Origin of the sequence: Paenibacillus sp. 11B, assembly GCF_030487755.1 — a bacterium.
GTDB lineage: Bacteria > Bacillota > Bacilli > Paenibacillales > Paenibacillaceae > Paenibacillus > Paenibacillus vandeheii.
Window position 1 is genome coordinate 717,692 of sequence record NZ_JAUKNS010000001.1, and the last position, 18,861, is coordinate 736,552.

Annotated in this window: 21 protein-coding genes; all 21 read right to left on the reverse strand. The window is 48.1% G+C overall.

The window, feature by feature from the left end; genetic code table 11:
* Positions 1-72: 72 nt before the first annotated feature.
* The 21 genes from Q0V21_RS03125 to mtrB all read right to left on the reverse strand — a co-directional run bounded on the left by Q0V21_RS03125 (position 73) and on the right by mtrB (position 18,804).
* Positions 73-1,167: a prephenate dehydrogenase gene (locus Q0V21_RS03125; RefSeq protein ID WP_301877567.1), complete on the reverse strand. Its 1,095-nt coding sequence runs from the start codon at positions 1,165-1,167 to the stop codon at positions 73-75.
* Positions 1,168-1,194: 27 nt separating this feature from the next.
* Complete coding sequence (gene hisC / locus Q0V21_RS03130; RefSeq protein ID WP_301877568.1) at positions 1,195-2,295, reverse strand: histidinol-phosphate transaminase; 1,101 nt, start codon at positions 2,293-2,295, stop codon at positions 1,195-1,197.
* An 86-nt stretch (positions 2,296-2,381) separates the two neighbouring features.
* Complete coding sequence (gene trpA / locus Q0V21_RS03135; RefSeq protein WP_301877569.1) at positions 2,382-3,188, reverse strand: tryptophan synthase subunit alpha; 807 nt, start codon at positions 3,186-3,188, stop codon at positions 2,382-2,384.
* Entirely contained in the window at positions 3,185-4,384 is a 1,200-nt protein-coding gene (gene trpB / locus Q0V21_RS03140; protein ID WP_301877571.1) for a tryptophan synthase subunit beta, read from the reverse strand. The genes trpA and trpB overlap by 4 nt, the downstream gene beginning before the upstream one ends.
* A complete protein-coding gene (locus Q0V21_RS03145; RefSeq protein ID WP_301877573.1) occupies positions 4,381-5,118 on the reverse strand; it encodes a phosphoribosylanthranilate isomerase in 738 nt (245 codons plus the stop codon). The genes trpB and Q0V21_RS03145 overlap by 4 nt, the downstream gene beginning before the upstream one ends.
* Positions 5,115-5,906, reverse strand: coding sequence for an indole-3-glycerol phosphate synthase TrpC (gene trpC, locus Q0V21_RS03150; protein WP_301877577.1), 792 nt, complete (start codon positions 5,904-5,906; stop codon positions 5,115-5,117). The genes Q0V21_RS03145 and trpC overlap by 4 nt, the downstream gene beginning before the upstream one ends.
* Positions 5,896-6,918 carry an anthranilate phosphoribosyltransferase gene (gene trpD / locus Q0V21_RS03155; RefSeq protein WP_029880978.1) on the reverse strand — a complete coding sequence of 341 codons (1,023 nt, stop codon included), beginning with the start codon at positions 6,916-6,918 and terminating at the stop codon, positions 5,896-5,898. Before trpD ends, trpC begins: the two co-directional genes overlap by 11 nt.
* A gap of 86 nt (positions 6,919-7,004) precedes the next feature.
* Positions 7,005-8,576: an anthranilate synthase component I gene (gene trpE, locus Q0V21_RS03160; protein WP_301877579.1), complete on the reverse strand. Its 1,572-nt coding sequence runs from the start codon at positions 8,574-8,576 to the stop codon at positions 7,005-7,007.
* Between the two features lie 326 nt (positions 8,577-8,902).
* Positions 8,903-9,034 (reverse strand): hypothetical protein, encoded by a 132-nt coding sequence (locus Q0V21_RS03165; RefSeq protein WP_301877581.1) that lies wholly within the window; start codon positions 9,032-9,034, stop codon positions 8,903-8,905.
* A 49-nt stretch (positions 9,035-9,083) separates the two neighbouring features.
* Positions 9,084-9,461: a chorismate mutase gene (gene aroH / locus Q0V21_RS03170; protein WP_024630657.1), complete on the reverse strand. Its 378-nt coding sequence runs from the start codon at positions 9,459-9,461 to the stop codon at positions 9,084-9,086.
* Between the two features lie 4 nt (positions 9,462-9,465).
* Positions 9,466-10,560 carry a 3-dehydroquinate synthase gene (gene aroB, locus Q0V21_RS03175; RefSeq protein ID WP_301877583.1) on the reverse strand — a complete coding sequence of 365 codons (1,095 nt, stop codon included), beginning with the start codon at positions 10,558-10,560 and terminating at the stop codon, positions 9,466-9,468.
* Position 10,561: 1 nt separating this feature from the next.
* The gene (gene aroC / locus Q0V21_RS03180; protein ID WP_301877585.1) at positions 10,562-11,731 is read right to left on the reverse strand and encodes a chorismate synthase; all 1,170 of its coding nucleotides are present in this window, start codon (positions 11,729-11,731) and stop codon (positions 10,562-10,564) included.
* Positions 11,732-11,978: 247 nt separating this feature from the next.
* Positions 11,979-12,773, reverse strand: coding sequence for a CheR family methyltransferase (locus Q0V21_RS03185; RefSeq protein ID WP_079349416.1), 795 nt, complete (start codon positions 12,771-12,773; stop codon positions 11,979-11,981).
* 24 nt (positions 12,774-12,797) lie between these two features.
* Complete coding sequence (gene ndk / locus Q0V21_RS03190) at positions 12,798-13,241, reverse strand: nucleoside-diphosphate kinase (RefSeq protein ID WP_024630661.1); 444 nt, start codon at positions 13,239-13,241, stop codon at positions 12,798-12,800.
* Between the two features lie 193 nt (positions 13,242-13,434).
* Positions 13,435-14,409: a polyprenyl synthetase family protein gene (locus Q0V21_RS03195; protein WP_024630662.1), complete on the reverse strand. Its 975-nt coding sequence runs from the start codon at positions 14,407-14,409 to the stop codon at positions 13,435-13,437.
* A 335-nt stretch (positions 14,410-14,744) separates the two neighbouring features.
* Positions 14,745-15,362: a UbiX family flavin prenyltransferase gene (locus tag Q0V21_RS03200; RefSeq protein WP_094938626.1), complete on the reverse strand. Its 618-nt coding sequence runs from the start codon at positions 15,360-15,362 to the stop codon at positions 14,745-14,747.
* Positions 15,363-15,364: 2 nt separating this feature from the next.
* Positions 15,365-16,231 (reverse strand): UbiA-like polyprenyltransferase, encoded by an 867-nt coding sequence (locus tag Q0V21_RS03205; protein WP_024630665.1) that lies wholly within the window; start codon positions 16,229-16,231, stop codon positions 15,365-15,367.
* On the reverse strand, positions 16,224-16,952 hold the full coding sequence (locus tag Q0V21_RS03210; protein WP_301877590.1) for a demethylmenaquinone methyltransferase: 729 nt from the start codon (positions 16,950-16,952) through the stop codon (positions 16,224-16,226). Before Q0V21_RS03210 ends, Q0V21_RS03205 begins: the two co-directional genes overlap by 8 nt.
* A 15-nt stretch (positions 16,953-16,967) precedes the next feature.
* Entirely contained in the window at positions 16,968-17,831 is an 864-nt protein-coding gene (locus tag Q0V21_RS03215) for a heptaprenyl diphosphate synthase component 1 (RefSeq protein ID WP_079349419.1), read from the reverse strand.
* Between the two features lie 101 nt (positions 17,832-17,932).
* Entirely contained in the window at positions 17,933-18,484 is a 552-nt protein-coding gene (locus Q0V21_RS03220; RefSeq protein ID WP_301877591.1) for a hypothetical protein, read from the reverse strand.
* Positions 18,485-18,582: 98 nt separating this feature from the next.
* Positions 18,583-18,804, reverse strand: coding sequence for a trp RNA-binding attenuation protein MtrB (mtrB, locus tag Q0V21_RS03225; protein ID WP_024630669.1), 222 nt, complete (start codon positions 18,802-18,804; stop codon positions 18,583-18,585).
* Positions 18,805-18,861 lie beyond the last annotated feature (57 nt).

Genomic DNA, 18,861 nt, shown 5'->3' on the forward strand with positions numbered 1-18,861 from the left:
TTTTTTAGGATATGTACGGTAACAACTCGTTTTAGACACAAAAAAAGAGGGCTTTCGCCCCCTTCCAAAAGCCTAAACCCACACTTGATACCCCAGGGAATCCAGCAACGTTTTGGCACGTTCCATTTCTTCTTCCTGCCTGAACGACAAACGCATAATACCCGGCACATCGACTCGGTTCTCAATAATCTCCATGTTGCTTAAGTTAATATCATTCGCCCCAAGCTCGGTGGCAATCTTGCCGATCATCCCCGGCGCATCCTGCACATCCGTATAAAGATCAAACAACGACGAGATCATGCCTTTCCGTCGTTCTGGCAGCACACTACGGAACTCGCGTGCCTGACGGAATGCATCCTCAATGCCCTCACCATTCTGTTGCTCCAGCATTTCGGTGAAAGCCGTCATCTGGCTATTCCAGTCCTTTAGCAATCCCAGCAGCACCTCACGGTTGCTCAGCAGGATATCTCTCCAGACAATGGCGTCACTGGAGGCAATCCGAGTGATATCCCGGAAACCGCCTGCAGCCAGCATTTTGTACAAAGGGTTCAATTCATTATATTCACGCACCTGGTTCACCAGCGCAACTGCAATAACATGTGGCAAATGACTAATCGCTCCCACAATGTCATCATGAAGCAGCGGCTCTACACGGACAATTTGGGCACGAGTATACGCAAGTAAGTCAGATAACCTGTCGTATGCTTCCTCAGGTACATGTTCTGAAGGGGTCAAGACATAGTATGCATTCTCGAATAACACAGCCGAGGCTGCATCCACCCCTGCACGCTCAGATCCGGCCATTGGATGACCGCCGATAAAGTATGCATCACGCATGCGGACATGCTCAGCACAGGCTGCGATGGACGCTTTGGTGCTTCCCACATCCGTAATAATACATCCTTGTTTCAGAGGAAGCTTAACCAATTGTTCAAAATAGGATTCAAGCAGCCCAACAGGTACGCACAAAAAAATAAAGTCGGCATCCTGTACCGCTTCCTCCAGAGAGAGCGTAGCATCATCCACTACACCACTCGCTATGTACTTGTCCTTCAGTTCAGGCAGGTGAGCGTAGCCCATCACCGTAACACCAGGCTTGTCTTTGAAGCAAAGCGCCAGTGATCCGCCGATGAGCCCTACACCGATCATTGCAATTTTTAATTTCATGGGTCCTCACTCTTTTCATCGCCAGATTTAAGGGCGTGCTACCGCCTTCTCAGCCAGCGTGTTCTCCAGTGCCGTGACAAAAGCACGGTTCTGTTCTGTTGTTCCAACGGACACACGAATGTATGTTGGATATACATGGAATCCAGGACGAACAATGATGCCTTGTTTCAACAGCGACTGGAACGCCGTTGCAGAAGGCATGTCCAGATCAACCATGATGAAGTTCCCCTGCGAAGGGAAAAACGGCAGCTCTAACCGCGTGAATTCATTCTGCAGGTAATCACGCTCTATCGCATTTTTTTCCGCGCACGCTTGGACAAAAGCCTGATCCTCAAGCGCAGCCTTCGCCGCAGCCTGACCGAAACGTGATGTGTTGAACGGTTCACGCACACGGTTGATCAGATCAATCACTTCCGGGCGTGCAATACCGTATCCAATACGCAGTGAAGCCAGGCCATAGATTTTGGAGAATGTCCGCAAAATGACCAGGTTAGGATATCGCTCAATCATAGGGACACTTTGTGGGTACGCCATATCCGTTACAAACTCATAATAGGCTTCATCCAGCACAACCATAACATGGGATGGTACACGGTCCATAAATGCAGTCAATTCCTGCTCAGAGATGATTGTACCCGTTGGATTATTGGGGTTACAAACCCAAACCGCTTTGGTCTTGTCATTGATTTGTGCCAGCATGGAAGTCAGGTCATGAGTTCCATCTTTAAGGGGTACTTCAATGCTCACAGCACCTTCGATATCAGCATTGCTTTTGTATACAGAGAACGTCTGGTCAGCCATAATGTTCTCATCTCCCGGGAGGAAAAATGCACGAGTGATCAGCGCAATGATCTCATCCGATCCACAACCAAAAATCAGATTACTTGGCTCCACACCGAGATGATTTGCCAGCACTTCAGTCAGTTCGGTAGAACTGCCATCCGGATATATGCTTACATTGACCAATTCTCTGGTGATCGCTTCAAGTGCAGCAGGAGAGCTTCCATGTGGATTTTCGTTGGAGGCCAGCTTGATCACTTGCTCCAAACCCAGTTCACGTTTCACTTCTTCAATCGGTTTGCCCGGTTTATATACAGGCAGATTGACAATCTGGGACTTCGGTTTCAACCCGACCGCCTCCTGTTATTGAAATAGTTATGGACATGCCTCAGTATGAACTGAGCATGCCCCGGGGATGCAACATCATTTAATCCCTATCCTTTTAATTGTGCCACAAAGTTGCGAATTTGCAACAGTCCTGCCTGACGAGTATCCGGGTTCCCAAGGAGAGGGATGGCTTCCTCCACCTGACGAACGATAGCACTGCCTACAACAACGCCGTCACAGATCCGGGAGAAACGCGCTACCTGCTCGTGACTGGAAATGCCGAAGCCAACAGCGACCGGAAGATCTGTCAGACTCTTTACAGTTCCAATGAAGCTCTCTACCCCATCGAAAAAGGAAGCTCTCTCTCCCGTAACACCCAGAGAAGAGACACAATAGATGAAGCCACGTGCTCCCGTGACAATACGCTCGATTCTTGCGTTGGACGTAGGGGCTACGAGCGGAACCAGATGCACACCTGCAGCATCCGCACGGCGTCGCATATCCTCTGCTTCCTCAATCGGAAGATCGGGGATGATCATCCCGCTGATCTCATGTTTGACCAACTCGTCAAAAAACACATCCAGTCCCGTCTGTAACACCGGATTATAGTAGGTAAACAGCACAAAAGGTAGTTTCACACCCGCGGCACGAGCTCTTGCTGCGGTTTCCATACAAGTCCGAATCGTGATCTGACTTTTCAATGCACGCTCGGAAGCACGCTGGATTACCGGTCCATCCGCGAGCGGATCAGAATAGGGGACTCCGAGTTCCAAAATGTCCGCCCCGGCCTGTTCCAATTCCTTAATGATTTCCACCGTCGTGTCCACATCCGGATCTCCAACCGTGAGGAATGGAATAAGTGCTGTACGGTTCTGTTCTTTCAGTTGCTGGAAGGTCTGGTCCATCAGGTTCATGCCAAGTCCCCTCCTGTATATTTCATAATCGATTCAACGTCTTTGTCGCCACGACCGGAAAGACAGATCACAACGATATCATCAGCGCTAAGTTCAGGCGCAAGCTTGACGACCTGCGCAACAGCATGGGCTGACTCCAAAGCGGGGATAATGCCTTCTGTTCGGCTCAGCAACTGCAGGGCATCCAATGCCTCCTGATCCGTGATTGGGACGTATTTTGCCCGTTTAATATCTTTGAGATAAGAATGCTCAGGACCAACACCCGGATAATCAAGTCCCGCCGAAATGGAATGGGCTGGCTGAACCTGTCCATATTCATCTTGCAGCAGATAACTCATTGAACCCTGGAATACACCATGTGTCCCTTTACTCATCGTAGCCGCATGGAACTCGGTGTCCACCCCTTTACCTGCTGCTTCAACCCCAATAAGCTTCACATCCTGGTCGCCAATAAACGGATAGAACATGCCGATGGCATTACTTCCGCCGCCTACAGCTGCAACAATCACATCCGGCAGACGTCCTTCAATCTCCTGAATCTGACGACGCGTCTCATCACCAATCACTCGCTGGAAGTTACGCACCATCATTGGATACGGATGAGGGCCTACTACCGATCCAAGCACGTAAAAGGTATCCTCCACATGACTAACCCAGTAGCGCAGCGCCTCGTTACCTGCATCTTTCAATGTCCTTGTACCAGATGTCACCGGAATGACTTCTGCTCCTAGCAGCTTCATGCGAAATACGTTCAATTGTTGTCGCTGTGTATCTTCTTCGCCCATAAACACTTTGCATTCAAGACCCAGCAAAGCAGCAACTGTTGCCGTGGCAACGCCATGCTGACCTGCACCGGTTTCGGCAATGACTTTCTTTTTCCCCATCCGTTTAGCCAGCAATCCCTGTCCAATAGCGTTATTGATCTTGTGCGCTCCTGTATGGTTCAGGTCTTCACGTTTCAGATAAATTTTGGGTCCACCCAAGCGGCGGGACAGTTGCTCTGCATGGTATAGAGGCGTTTCCCGTCCAGAATACTCGCTTAGCAGATAATTCAGTTCCTTATTGAATTCCTCGTCTTCGGAGAAGTGGCTGTACGCTTCCTCCAGTTCGATCAGAGCGTTCATTAGTGTCTCAGGTACAAAGCGGCCTCCGAAGGGACCGAAACGCCCGTGTTGATCCGGCAATTGATGTGTCATGCCTGCTTCACCCTTTCTACAAATGCTATTATTTTCGCAATGTCTTTCACACCTTCGAACTCTACGCCGCTGGATACATCGACGCCGTCCGGTGCATATGTCTGTATCAGTTGTTGCACATTATCCGGCTGTAACCCTCCTGCCACGAACAACGCGATTCCATGTTTTCTTGCCCATTCGGCGTAGAAAGGAATTCGTTCCCATGCAAAGGTTTTACCGGAGCCCCCACCGTAGAGAAGATCAAACGTATCGAGCAATATGGCGTCCACCACATTTTTATATGGATCAAGTGCCATCAAGGCAGTATCGTCAGCTAATGAACCTGTTTCATCCTTGGGAAAAGAGAAGGCCTTGAACACTTCGGTCCCGAAGCGTTTCTTCACCTGTTCACAAAATTCCGGCGATTCCTGTCCATGCAGTTGAATGACATCCAGGAGTGAAATCTTCATGATGCTCTCCAGCTCTTCGAGCGTGGGATTCACGAAAACACCTGCCAGCTTCGGCCGATCGAACTTCGTCCAGTCCAAGAGAACCGTTCTCAGCTCGGCACCTTGTTCAGGCGTAACACGACGACGGGATGGGGCAAAGACAACACCAATGTAATCCACAGGCAAGTTTACCATCGATTTTAGCACTTCAACGTCCTGAAGTCCACATATTTTTACTGCCGCTGCCGGCCGGTTTCGCAGATCTACCTCTCTGCTGCTTGCGCCGTCATGATTGAATGCATTCATGCTTTTGGTCCCATCAGTTCGTATACCGCAGCCTCAACATCGTCCTTACGCATCAGATGCTCCCCAACAAGAATTCCGTGTACACCTGCCTCAATAAGAGATTCCAATGGCTGAGGGCCGTCAATTCCACTTTCGCTGATTAATGTCACACCATCCGGTATCAGGTCCATCAAATCCAGCGTAGTGTTCAGACTGGTTTCGAACGTTTTCAGATTGCGGTTGTTGATGCCTACAAGTGTTGCCTGCGGAATATCGAGTACTTGCTCCAGTTCTGCACGGTCATGAACTTCAATTAAGGCATCAAGCCCCAAACTTTTGGCAAACGTCAGATATTGACGCATCTGTTCCGGTGTCAGAATACTCGCAATCAGCAAAACGGCATCCGCGCCAAGCAGCCTTGCCTCGGCAATCTGTCGTTCATCTATAATAAAATCCTTACGCAGCAGCGGGATGTTCACAGCCTGATGAATGGCCTGCAAGTATTCGCTATTTCCCTGGAAATAAGAAACGTCAGTCAATACCGATATACAATCCGCTCCAGCCCGTTCGTATGCGGAAGCAATCTCTACCGGATGGAAATCAGGACGAATCAGTCCTTTGGACGGAGATGCCTTCTTCACTTCGGCAATCAACCCCAGCTTACGGTTACGTCTCTCTGATAAGGCACGCTCGAATCCACGCGTATGAGGTAATGCCTCTATCTTTTTCAGCGCATCATCCATCTGAAATGTTTGTGCGAGAACTTCAACTTCCTTATGTTTGGTTGCTACGATTCGATCAAGATACATGACTGTACGCCTCCGTTGTATGAATTAACTGTTCCAGCTTCTTGGCAGCCTTGCCAGAGTCTACAGCTTCTGTCGCCATCAACACACCTTCTGCAATGGTATTTGCTAGACCGGATACATAGATGCATGCCCCGGCATTTAACAGCACGACATCGCGGTATGCGCTTCGTTCTCCCTGGAAGATCCTTTTAATAATTTCGGCATTCTGAGCCGCATCTCCTCCAAGAACCGATTCCAGTGGATGTAACGATAATCCCATATCACGTGGATCAATGTCATACGTATGCACTTCACCATTGCGCAGCTCGGATACCTGGGTCGGTGCGGAGATGCTGATTTCATCCAAACCATCATGGCTGGCTACGACCAAAGCTCTTTTCAGTCCCAGACGATTCAGCACTTCTGCAATCATCGGTGTCCGGCTGCGGTCATACAGGCCAAGCAATTGTCGATCCGCTCCCGCAGGATTGGTTAACGGTCCAAGCATGTTAAAGATTGTACGTACACCCAGCTCTTTTCTTGGTGCAGCTGCATGTTTCATGGAAGGGTGATACACCTGAGCAAAACAGAAACAGATTCCGATCTCATCGAGACATTGTCTCGCCTGCTCTCCGTCCAGATGAATATTCACGCCCAATGCTTCAAGTACATCTGCACTGCCCGCTTTGCCAGATGCAGAGCGATTGCCATGCTTCGCGACCCGGACAGAAACGGCTGAAGCAATAATAGCAGATGCCGTTGAAATGTTGAACTTATGAATACCCGAACCCCCTGTTCCACAGGTGTCCAGCAGTCCATTGCCGTCAGTCAGAATCCTTCCGCCCTGCCCACGCATGGCTTCGGCAAAACCCGTGATTTCATCCACCGTTTCCCCCTTCATCCGCAAGCCCATAAGCAAACCTCCGATTTGAGCCGGAGTGGCTTCACCTCTCATGATGGAGTACATCAAATCGCGTGCTTCCGCTTGCTCCAGATGGCTGCCCTCCAAAATTTTGGCAAGGCCGTTCTTCATGCCTTCCGCATGACTAACTTCAGTTGCGAATCGCTCGGATTCTTCATTCATGACTGGGTTCATATTCATTTCCGGTCTCTCCTCTCTCAGTTTTGTGCAGCCGTGGCTGGGGTAACAAAATAATCGGCGTTGGCAAGTTTCAACGTGTGATCCTTCTCTTTGGCAGGAAACATCGCTTCTGCTGTACGAATCGCCTTCAGCAACGCTTTGGCTTTATTTACGGTTTCTTCATATTCATTCTCAGGCACCGAATCCCATACGATTCCGGCTCCGGCCTGCACATACGCTTTTCCTTTTTTGAAAATAATCGTTCGGATCGTAATACATGAGTCCATGTTTCCGGAGAAACCAAGATAACCGATAGCACCTGCGTAAGCACCCCGTGCTTCTTTTTCCAGCTCTGCGATAATCTCCATCGCACGCAGCTTCGGTGCACCGGATACCGTCCCCGCTGGCAAGCATGAAAGAAATGCATCAAAGAAATCCTTGTCATCTCTAAGCTCACCTGTAACGTTAGACACCATGTGCATGACGTGAGAATATCGTTCAATTTCCATGAACATGTCACATTTCACACTTCCGAAGGTAGATACACGTCCCAGATCATTACGTCCCAGATCGACAAGCATCAGATGTTCTGCACGTTCCTTCTCATCCTGCAATAGATCTGCGGCAAAGGCACGATCTTCTGCTTCCGTAACTCCTCTTGGGCGAGTCCCCGCAATTGGTCGTGTCTCTACGCGGTTTCCATCCACTTTTACCAACGCTTCCGGTGATGTCCCAACAATAATCTCATCGTCCATTTTCAGATAATACATGTAGGGTGATGGATTCAACGTCCGAAGCACGCGATATACGTGCAGTGGAGAAACTTCGGTATCAATATGGAAACGCTGGGATAATACCACTTGAAAAATATCTCCTGCCCGAATGTACTCTTTGGCCTGCTCTACATTCCCGATAAACTGTTCCTTCGTCAGATTGGATCGAATATCCCCCAGATCCACGTCTCCTGGAATGGAACGCGGGTTCAGGTTCTCCCCAGGTCCTTGCTGCTGCAAGCGTTCAGCGGCTTGTTCCAGCTTCTCAGAAGTTAAAGCATATGCTTGGCGGATATCATCATCCGTTGCACCGTCTTTCACGTGCACATTGCCCACGAGCAGCATCTGCTGCTTCACATGGTCAAACACGATAATCTGGTCACAGAACATGAAGCGAATATCATCCATTTTCAGATCATCCAGCGCGTGGGCCGGGAGCTTTTCATAATATTGCAGCAGATCATATCCGAAGAAACCAATCGCCCCACCTGTAAATGGCGGCAGTTCATCATCCTTCGGACTGCGATACTTACGCAGCAGCGCTTTGAGTTCTTCAATCGGTTTGCCTGGAAGCTCTCGAATCTGTCCCGCTTCTTCTACCACAATCCGGCCTTTTTTGGCCGAGATCATCAGGAACGGATCTGTACCGATGAAGGAATATCTCGCCCATTGAATACCACCCTCCACACTTTCCAGCAGAAATGCCCGGTCGTTGTCAGCATAACGGCGAAAAATCCGAATCGGGGTCTCCATATCAGCTAAAATCCGTTTGACTACCGGAATCAGATTATATTCATTCGACATTTTCAGTACTTGATTAACGTTTGGCGTTATCATTAGATCACGTCCTTTCAGATTAGGTAGAAGAAAAAGTAATATATACAACAAAAAAACCTCTACCATCAGGTAGAGGTTTGGTTATAAGCTGTTTCAACAAGTTGTTGCTTCATAAATAACAAGTCCCTATACATTCATCCTTACCGAATTATCACACAGGTTGTTGTATAGATGCATCATACATCCATCAAATACAAAGGAAATGTATCGGCATACACGAATCTCATCCATGGCATTCATTCTTTCATAAAACCATGAGGATATCGGTCGTGTTATACCAAAACAAAACGATGTCGCTAGACACGCTTGCTTTCCTTCATCCTGTATCAAATAATCCCGTAGCACGACGTACCGCGAATCAGTTGACCGGATTCTGTTGCTCCGGTTACCACCCGCTGGACTCTGCTATATACTCCACTCAGCTCAGCTGCTCTCAGCTCAATCTCTTCTCTACTCAACTGGTTCTCACTATACAACATTCCGAATGGTTTGACAACCATTCTAATCTTACGAATTGGAAGGTGCCGCCAAATCAGGCCGTAGAGACTGTGCACCGTTAAGATACACATGGTTGATTTCATTCTGACCTTTTGCTGTATTAACGTGTACCATAAAACGAATGCACTGTGGCAAGGCACCTTCAACTGGAACTTCCAGCGCACACATCAAGGGAACAAGCTCCCAGCCATCCAACTGGCGAATGGCCTTTGCTGGGAAAGCTGCATCCAGATCTCCAGTCATCGTAATCCACACACTGCAAATATCTTCGGGTGTGATCTCGTTACGATCCACGATTTCCTGCAATAGTACGGCCGTTTCTTTCAAAATATGCTCTTCGTTGTTATGCGTGACCGTTGTGGCCCCACGAATTCCCCGAGTAACCATGCTTTTAATCTCCCTTCTTAAGTAATTCAATGACGTCACGCACTGCCGTTACCGGTACATCCTTCACAATTCTGGCAGCGCCGATCCGGTCAGGAATAATGAAGACCATATGACCCTCACGAAACTTTTTGTCGTGCATCATGGCATCCATTAATGCATCCGTATCCAGATGTTCGGGCATCGTCACCGGTAGCCGCAGTGAACGCAGCATACGAACCGTATCGTCATATAGCCCTGCTGGGGCTCCCAATTTTTCGCCGAGCAATGCGGAGCCCACCATACCAATCGAGATGGCTTCACCATGCAGGAATTCGCCGTAACCGGCAATAGCTTCAATGGCATGACCAATGGTATGACCCAGGTTTAACAATGCACGTTCACCATTCTCACGTTCGTCTCGAGATACAATCTCTGCCTTGATGCTACAGCCACGTTCCAAACCATATTCCAGAGCTTCAGGATCAAGAGCAAGAAGATCCTCCGCATGCTCCTCACACCAATATGCAAAAGCTTCGTCCCGAATCAGTCCATGCTTCAGCATCTCTGACAAACCAGCCGAGACATCGCGGGGCGGCAAAGATTGGAGCGTATCCACATCATAGAGCACCAGCTCTGGCTGATGGAATGCACCGATCATATTTTTAGCCAGTGGATGATTGACAGCCACCTTGCCGCCAACACTGCTGTCATGCGCGAGGATCGTCGTAGGCACTTGTACAAACTTGATTCCACGCATATATGTAGCTGCGACAAAGCCAGCAAGATCCCCCACTACACCGCCGCCTAGAGCAACAATAGCCGAGCTGCGATCCAGTTTGCCTTCAATGGCGATAGTCATCATATCCTGATATACCGAAAGGGATTTCGATGTTTCACCAGATGGAACAACTGCGGAGACGACTGTAAAACCAGCCGTACGCAGCGTTTGCTCCAGATCGGACAAGTATTTGGGGGCTACATGCTCATCAGTAATAATGAGTAGCGGGCTTTTTTTGGTTAAGCCATATTGCTCAAAATATTGAGGCGCTTGAGCCAACAGGCCGCTGCCAATCAGAATTGGATAAGTGCGCTCCTCCAACTGCACTGTCAGCTGGCGCATCTTAGTAATTCTCCAGTTGATTATTGTAGTTGGCAAAGTTCGCGCGGATTTCCTCCATGGAGTCTCCGCCAAATTTCTCAAGGAAAGCTCTTGCAATTTCCCAGGCTACTACATGCTCCATAACGACACTAGCTGCCGGAACAGCACATGCATCAGAACGCTCAACCTGAGCTGTAAATGCTTCTTTGGTATCGATATCCACACTTTGAAGCGGTTTGTACAACGTAGGAATAGGTTTCATAACCCCACGCACTACGACGGGCATGCCGTTCGTCATTCCACCCTCGAATCCGCCCAGACGGTTGGTAGCTCGGTGGTAACCACGCTCTTCACTATGAACGATCTCATCATGCACCTGAGAACCACGAATGGTTCCGGCTTCGAACCCGATTCCAATTTCCACACCCTTGAATGCGTTAATGGACATGACACCCTGTGCAATTCGTGCATCCAGTTTGCGGTCATATTGTACGTGGCTCCCGAGACCTACAGGCACACCCTCAACGATACATTCCACGATTCCACCGATGGAGTCGCCTTCCTGCTTGATCTGGTCGATGTAGGCTTCCATCTTCTTCTCGGTTTCTGCATCGGTCACACGTACGGAGGAGGCTTCTGTCACTGCGATCAGTTCATCGATCGGCAGATCTTGATAAGGAGCTTCAATTTCTCCGATACGCAATACACGTCCAGCGACTTTGATTCCGAATTCAGCCAGGAATTGACGTGCAATAGCACCACAAGCTACACGCACCGTCGTTTCACGGGCACTGGAACGTTCCAGTACATTACGCAAATCTTTCAGGTTATATTTGAGTCCGCCATTCAGATCGGCATGGCCTGGACGCGGACGATGAACGCGGCGTTTCTCTTCGTCACTGCCTTCAATCGGCTCAATATTCATAATATTCTGCCAGTGTTTCCAGTCATTATTTTGTACAACCAGTGCTACGGGAGCACCCGTTGTATATCCGTGACGGATACCGCCAACGAAATTGGCTTGATCCTTCTCAATTTGCATGCGACGTCCACGACCATAGCCCTTCTGGCGGCGGTGAAGCTGAAAATTCAGCTCTTCAAAGTCAATATTCAGATTGCTTGGCAAGCCTTCAATAATTGCGGTTAATTGGGGTCCGTGCGTCTCCCCTGCGGTTAAATAGCGTAAACTCATAATACGTTCCCCCTTTAAACTGTTAAACTTCACATTGCTAAAATCCCATAATTTCTTTGCTTATTATAGTATAGCTGACCGGCTTTGACAAGAAAGCCAGTCGTTTGTTGTCCTAAAATGGATTCGACTCGATTGGGGATTGATTGAGATTCCGACGTGTCAGAGAAATATCCATTCATCCATTATGAAAATAACCGTCTGGACACATATACATGTGCGCACCAGACGGTTATGAAATCAATTGAACTTATTTTTTGCGATAAAAGAATGTTTCTGCAGTCTCGAGGCCATATTGTCCAGGGGAAAAAATCTGTTCCGTACTGCCTACAAACAAAATACCACCTGGACGCAAACTGGTTGCAAACTTTTGATACAACAGGTTTTTGGCTTCCTCGGTAAAATAGATCATGACATTTCGGCACACAATCAGATCATATCCCTCGTCAAAACGATCCAACAACAGATTTTGCTTCATGAATTTGACCGAGCTTTTCAATTGTTCATCAATACGATACACCAAGCCATCCTGCTTGAAGTAACGGTTAGCCGTATCCTTCGGTACATCTTTGAGCGAGCGTTCCATATAACGCCCTTCCTTAGCTTTGGCGAGAGCACCTTCATCCAGGTCACTTGCCGTAATGGAGCTTCCCTTGAGAATGCCCATCGTATCCAGGATCATCGCCAAAGTGTATGGTTCTTCGCCTGTGGAACAAGCGGCACTCCACACTTTAACGCCCCGTTTCGAACCCAGCAACTCGGGCAGGATTTCATCACGCAGCACCTCCCAGCGATTCGGGTTACGCCAAAATTCCGAGACGTTAATGGTCATGCGATCCAGAAACTCAAAGAACAGGGACTTGTCCTTCTGCATGGCATCAAAAAAGTTAGAAAACGTATGAAATCCGTTTTTGTTACGAAGTGTGGTCAGCCTTCTTTTCATCTGGCCTTCCTTGTATTGAGCAAGATCAATGCCTGTGCTCTCTTTAATTTTCCGAATAAATCCGGAATAATCCGGGTCTAGTAATTGTTCCTGCTCCAGCATCGTATCACCCTTCTGGCTAAAAAATTACAACCAGGCTGCGATGCTCTTGTCGTACGTTACCAGCTCATCCGGAGCAAAGAAGTTTGCTGCTTCACGAGAGGCACTTTCCGGTGAATCTGCCCCATGAATCAGATTATGCGGTGTGTGGCTGGCGAAATCTCCGCGAATCGTACCCGGAGCCGCTTCCTTCACATTGGTTTTCCCGATGACGATGCGCGCAAGCGCCACGATATCGTCGCCTTCCCACACCATAGCAAATACAGGTCCAGATGTGATAAAACGAACCAAATCATCGAAGAACGGTTTCCCCTCATGTTCAGCATAATGGCGTTTGGCCTGATCTTCAGACATCTGCACCAGCTTGCCTGCCACCAACTTAAATCCTTTGTCTTCCAGACGGCTAACGATACGTCCTATCAAACCACGCTGCACACCATCCGGCTTCACCATCAAAAATGTACGATCCATCGGCTCACTCCTCACTCACGGTTCAAAGTTATTTCATTATGTAAACGTAATCTCTTTGATTGTAACATACATGTCCAAATCCTCCCAATGAGGAATATCACACGAACGTTAATTTTTTAGTGAGAACATATACACAAGGACCTTCTTCATTCATAAAAGATGCCCCGTCCATATTAGAGTGTGATCAAACATATTAATGCGTACGTTTGACCACAAAATGAGCGATATCCCGCAGGTTTTTGGTGGTCTTGATGTTAGGCAGTTGATCCAGAGCATCGAGCGCTTTCTTCATATATCGGTCAGCCAGGGCTTCTGCTTTAGCAATTCCTTGACTTTGGCGAATCATTCCTATTGCATCCGATGCACTCGCCCGTCCCTCCTCGTGTTGGATGCGGGTTATCTCCTCCAACAAAGGTTCACGCAAATTGGTCTCCTGCAATGCATACAGGACAGGCAGCGTAATATTCCCTTGCTTCATATCACTGCCTGGAGGCTTGCCCAGTTGTTTCTCGGTACCAACCAGATCAAGTACATCGTCCTGAATCTGGAACGCCATACCCACATTGTAACCGTAGGTGTACAGCAACGAAGATTCATGTTCCGGTGCACGCGTAGCCAAAGCCCCCAACTGGCAACTCACTGCAATTAGAAGTGCCGTTTTGCGACGAATTCGCAAGAGATAGTTACGTACACTTTGTCCTGTATTGAAAAAGTCACGAATTTGTTCCATCTCACCGATGGACATCTGCACCATCGCTTTGGCCAGAATACGGTGTATCGCCGGATCGGACAGACCCGCAGTCATTTCAAGTGCCTTGCCGTAAATATAATCTCCGGTGTACATGGCAATCCGATTATCCCATTTGGACTTCACGGTTGGTTTACCTCGCCGTGTCGCGGCATTGTCAATAACATCATCGTGAACCAGAGAAGCCGAATGAATCAGTTCCAACGGAACCGCTACAAGCTTCAGACGTTCAATGTCGTATGTACCGAATTTCCCACCGAGTAACACAAATACCGGCCGCAACCGCTTACCTCCTGCCTTGAGCAGGTGAAGTGACGTTTCGCTCAGCAGCTTCTGTTCTCCCTGAACACTGCGATAGAGCTCTTTTTCAATGTAGTCCATGTCTTTTTTTAACAACCCGAAAATATCCAATAGTTTCATTCGTTCACCCGTGTCAGCGTATTGTCAGTCCATAAATCCATGCTTACCTTCCCCTCCAGCAAGTCGGGCCTGCAGGCATAACGAAAAACCAGGGCTTGCCTTTCCTGCTTGTATTCTTCTAAGACGTGCTGCTCTTCTTCGAATGTCAAGGCCGACATCCGGGAATTAAACTCTGCGACTTGTTCTGAAACATAATTACAGAAGCTGCCGGAGCATGGGTCAAGGCTGTGGTCACATCCAAACATCACCATCAGCGCTCACCAATACCCCGGGATTCAGGGATGGTCAAGAAATCCCTACACTTCATCAGCAGATCAATGTGTAAGGAACTCCACCTATCCCCGTTCATCCGGTTCTCCCCACCTTGTAAACAGTTGATGTGGGATGCGCAGGCTATCGAGCACTTTACCCACCAGGAATAGAATCAACTCGTCCATCGTCTGGGGTTTGTAATAAAAAGCGGGCATGGCCGGTATCATTCGGACACCGAGCCTGGAGAGCTTCAGCATATTCTCCAGATGGATCGCATGCAGCGGCGTCTCGCGCGGCACCAGAATCAGTGTTCTTCCCTCTTTCATCATGACATCGGCAGCCCGGGACATCAGATTGTCCGATGTCCCTTGTGCGATGGATGAAAGAGTACCCATGGAGCATGGCATGATAATCATGCCTTCGGCCAGGAAAGAACCACTTGCGATGGAGGCACCAATATCACTAACGGGATGATAGATCAGGGAACCCGCCCGACCGCTGAATTTTTCTTCCAGTACACGGTCCCGGTTCGTAACATCCCAGTCCATTTCTTCTTTCAATACACGCCAGCCAGCATTGGATATCACCAAATGCACAGTGTATTCCAGGTCAAGCAGCGTTTCTATTAATCTGATGCCATATATACTTCCACTGGCCCCGGTAATTCCGACAACAAGTCGTTTATTGTCCGGTTGCTGCATCTTTATTTCACCGCCAGATCAATTAAAGTAAACGTAAATACAACCAGGCTCAGCACACTGTTCATCGTGAAGAACGCAGTTTGTACTCGGCTCATGTCATTTGGTGATACGATATAGTGCTCATAGAAAAGAATACCATAAGTAATCAGCATCCCTGCACCATACCACCAGCTCAGATCTGTCATCAGTAACAATGCTAGAAAACCAACCGCTGTAATCACGTGAAAAACCTTGGCAATCTGCAATGATTTGTTAAGACCGAAACGGGAAGGTATAGAATGAAGGCCCTCTCCCTGATCGAACTCCAGATCCTGACATGCATAGATGATATCAAAGCCTGCAGTCCAGAACACAATCGTAACGTACAGCACAACTGCTGTCCAATCCATCGTACCCGTTACAGCTACCCAACCGCCCAGCGGAGCCAGACCGATAGTCATCCCAAGAACGATGTGGCATAGCCAAGTGAAACGTTTGGTATATGAATATAATACCAGCATAAATACAGCTATTGGCAACAGCTGCATGGATAACACATTAAGGTTGGATGAGGCCCAGAACAAGAGTACAAATGACAATACGATAAAGATAACAACCTCACCGTTTTTCAACAAACCAGCAGGAATTGCTCTCATCGCGGTACGTGGATTTTTCTTGTCTATCGCCTGGTCAATCATACGGTTCAAGCCAAAAGCTGCGCTCCGTGCACCAATCATGGCCAGTAGTACCCATACAATCTGCATCCAGGTCGGGAATGTATCATTTACTACCATGGAACCGAGGATGGCTCCCATAAATGCAAAAGGTAAAGCAAAAAGCGTATGTTCAATCTTGATCATTTCTAAAAAGATGCGAATTTTCCTAAACATGCTGATTCTCCTTGGTTCCAATATGCAGTGCCGCGATGCCTCCGGTTAGAGGATAGGCCTGCACTTGCTGCAATCCGGTTTCTGCGAAAATGTCGGCCAGTTCCTTCCTTCCTGGAAAAAGTGCCAGTGAGTCAGGCAGCCATTTATACTGCTCGTAACGTTTGGCAAACAATTTGGCAAGGTTCGGTAACACTTGTTCAAAATAAAAATAATAAATGCCTTTAAACGGTTGCCATGTTGGTTTGGACAATTCCAGACACACCACCATGCCGCCCGGTTTCACTACACGCTTCATCTCCGACAGAACCTGTCTTAGATCCGGTACATTACGCAGTCCAAATCCAATGGTGACATAATCAAATGAATTGTCTTCAAAAGGAAGTGACATCGCATTGCCCTGTACCAGCGTGATTTGATTTTGTCGATTTACAGCGTTAACCTTGGTTTGTCCAACCTCCAGCATATTGCTGCTGAAATCGAGTCCGTGCATGTGACCCGTTTCACTTGCTTCTGCCATCGCGAGCGTCCAGTCACAAGTGCCGCAGCACAAATCGAGCCCGGTATCGCCTTTGGACATATTCATCTTCTTCATGGTGAATTTACGCCAAGCTTTGTGCCTGCGGAAACTCAGAATGTCATTCATGACATCATATTTCCCGGCTATACTCTGAAAAACCGAATGGACAAATTCTTCTTTCGGTTTGGTCTCTCCGCTCCCCATTCGTCTGTCTCCCCCTCAATCTTCCCTAACTGCCGCATGTGAAGGCTGCAAATACGTCAGGTAAGGCTCCAGGATTGCATCGAACTCATCCAGGCCCAGTTGATCTTCCTCGTCTTGCAGCAACAGTTGTATACGGCGTGTACATTCACGAAGCTTGTCCAGCAACAAATCGCCAATCCGATACTTCAACACCATGCCGCTCCATGCTCTTGCATCCGGCTCGGGCTGGCGCAGCAAATTCCGCTCGTCATCATTGCCGTACTCGTATATATGCCAGAAGGCATAACTGTGATAAAAGTTCTGTTCGTCATTCATCCGCCGCAGCTCTTCCATAATCGCTTCGCAGCAGCTGAATTCGGCCAGCAGATTGTTCCATAACGACGCTTCGTTATCGCGGATCATGCCTGTAAAAGAAAGAAACAGCTGCATCTTCAGCTGTATTGTTTCACGCAAGTATTCTTCAGCCGAAACGAGAAGCTTTTTCATCCGTTCATACAGCGTCATTTTGCGTGCATTCACTTCGGATACAGCACCACTAAGTTTGCCGATCATTTCAATTTTGCCTGCATGGGCAAGCAACTGATAGAAACGGCTACTGAAATAATCTCCGGCAAGCACGTTCAGCTGGCGTGAACGCATCTCCAGTTCTCTACGCTCTCCAGAGATCGTATCGATTCGATCATGCGTATCCATGGCCAACTGAACGAGCGAGGTTGCGAGAGCGTATAGCTCATCATGCACCTTTTCGTCTGTGCGGCCCACAAATACCTGCAGCAGACGAGCCCGGCTATCCGGAAATGATGGGATTTCCGTATGTTGTCGAATCATGTCGTAATCCGTATATTTCTTTGCTAGTTGGGGTACGCGATATGAATTCATTCTCAGCCTCCGAGCATTTGCATTGTTAAACCTTTTCTGCACTACAATCTTATATATTATAGCATATGTTTATCGGGCACGCACTGAATCCTGCTATTCTATTACCCCTGACTTGACATTTCGAATTGCTTCTTCCAAAGTTCGGTCTCCATCATGTGAAACCAGTCCTTCAATTCATCGGAGAGGATCGGGCTTTTCCAGTCTCGAAGCGTTTCGATCGCATACATCGGCCACTCCCCACGCCGAATATCGGCAGCGAGCAGCAAATGCCTTTTATGAAGCCATTCATCCTCAGCCATTACACGCAGCATCACCTGGTCCACGTTATCCAGGCTTCGAAAGCCAAGATCAGCCACAGCAGCCATATTACCATAGATTTCGGTGTAACTTGTGTCGGTTCCGGTAACCTTTAGGTCAAGCGTCAAAATGGATCGTTTCCATTCCACACTGGCAATCGGTGTGGAAAGTTTTAAGGTACTCAGCACGTCCACCAGATTGTCTTCCGTTAGCTGGACTGGATGCCTCGCGGCAGAAACAGGTTGTACGTTTTCACCGCCCAAGGTACGCATATGTAAGGTTTGTATTGCAACAAGCAGAAGGACCGCCGCAACCGTTGCCAGCAGTGAAGCAGTCACGATCATCCGCGGTTTCATAAATGCCTCCCTGCCCTTACCTGTTAGTGTAGTCTGTCCGGTAAAGGCTCATACCTCATTGTACAATGAAAAAAAGCAGGCTATGCCTGCAATTTTCATTATTCCGATTGAATCTGTCCATGCTTGGTGATCAGCGTGGCTTTTCCACGGATTTTAATGGCGGAAGTATGATTGGTAAATTGGGCAAACATGACTTCTCCCTTATCCAGCTTCTCCGTATGGTGGAAACGGGTATCCTGACCTCGGGTTAAGCCAATGACCTGGACACCATTTTCTTCCGCCTTAATTACGATATAATCACTGCCGGTTGGATGATCCATCACGCACATCCCCTCTCCTTGTTCAATAGCGTTAATGATGATAAAGATTGTTTCATT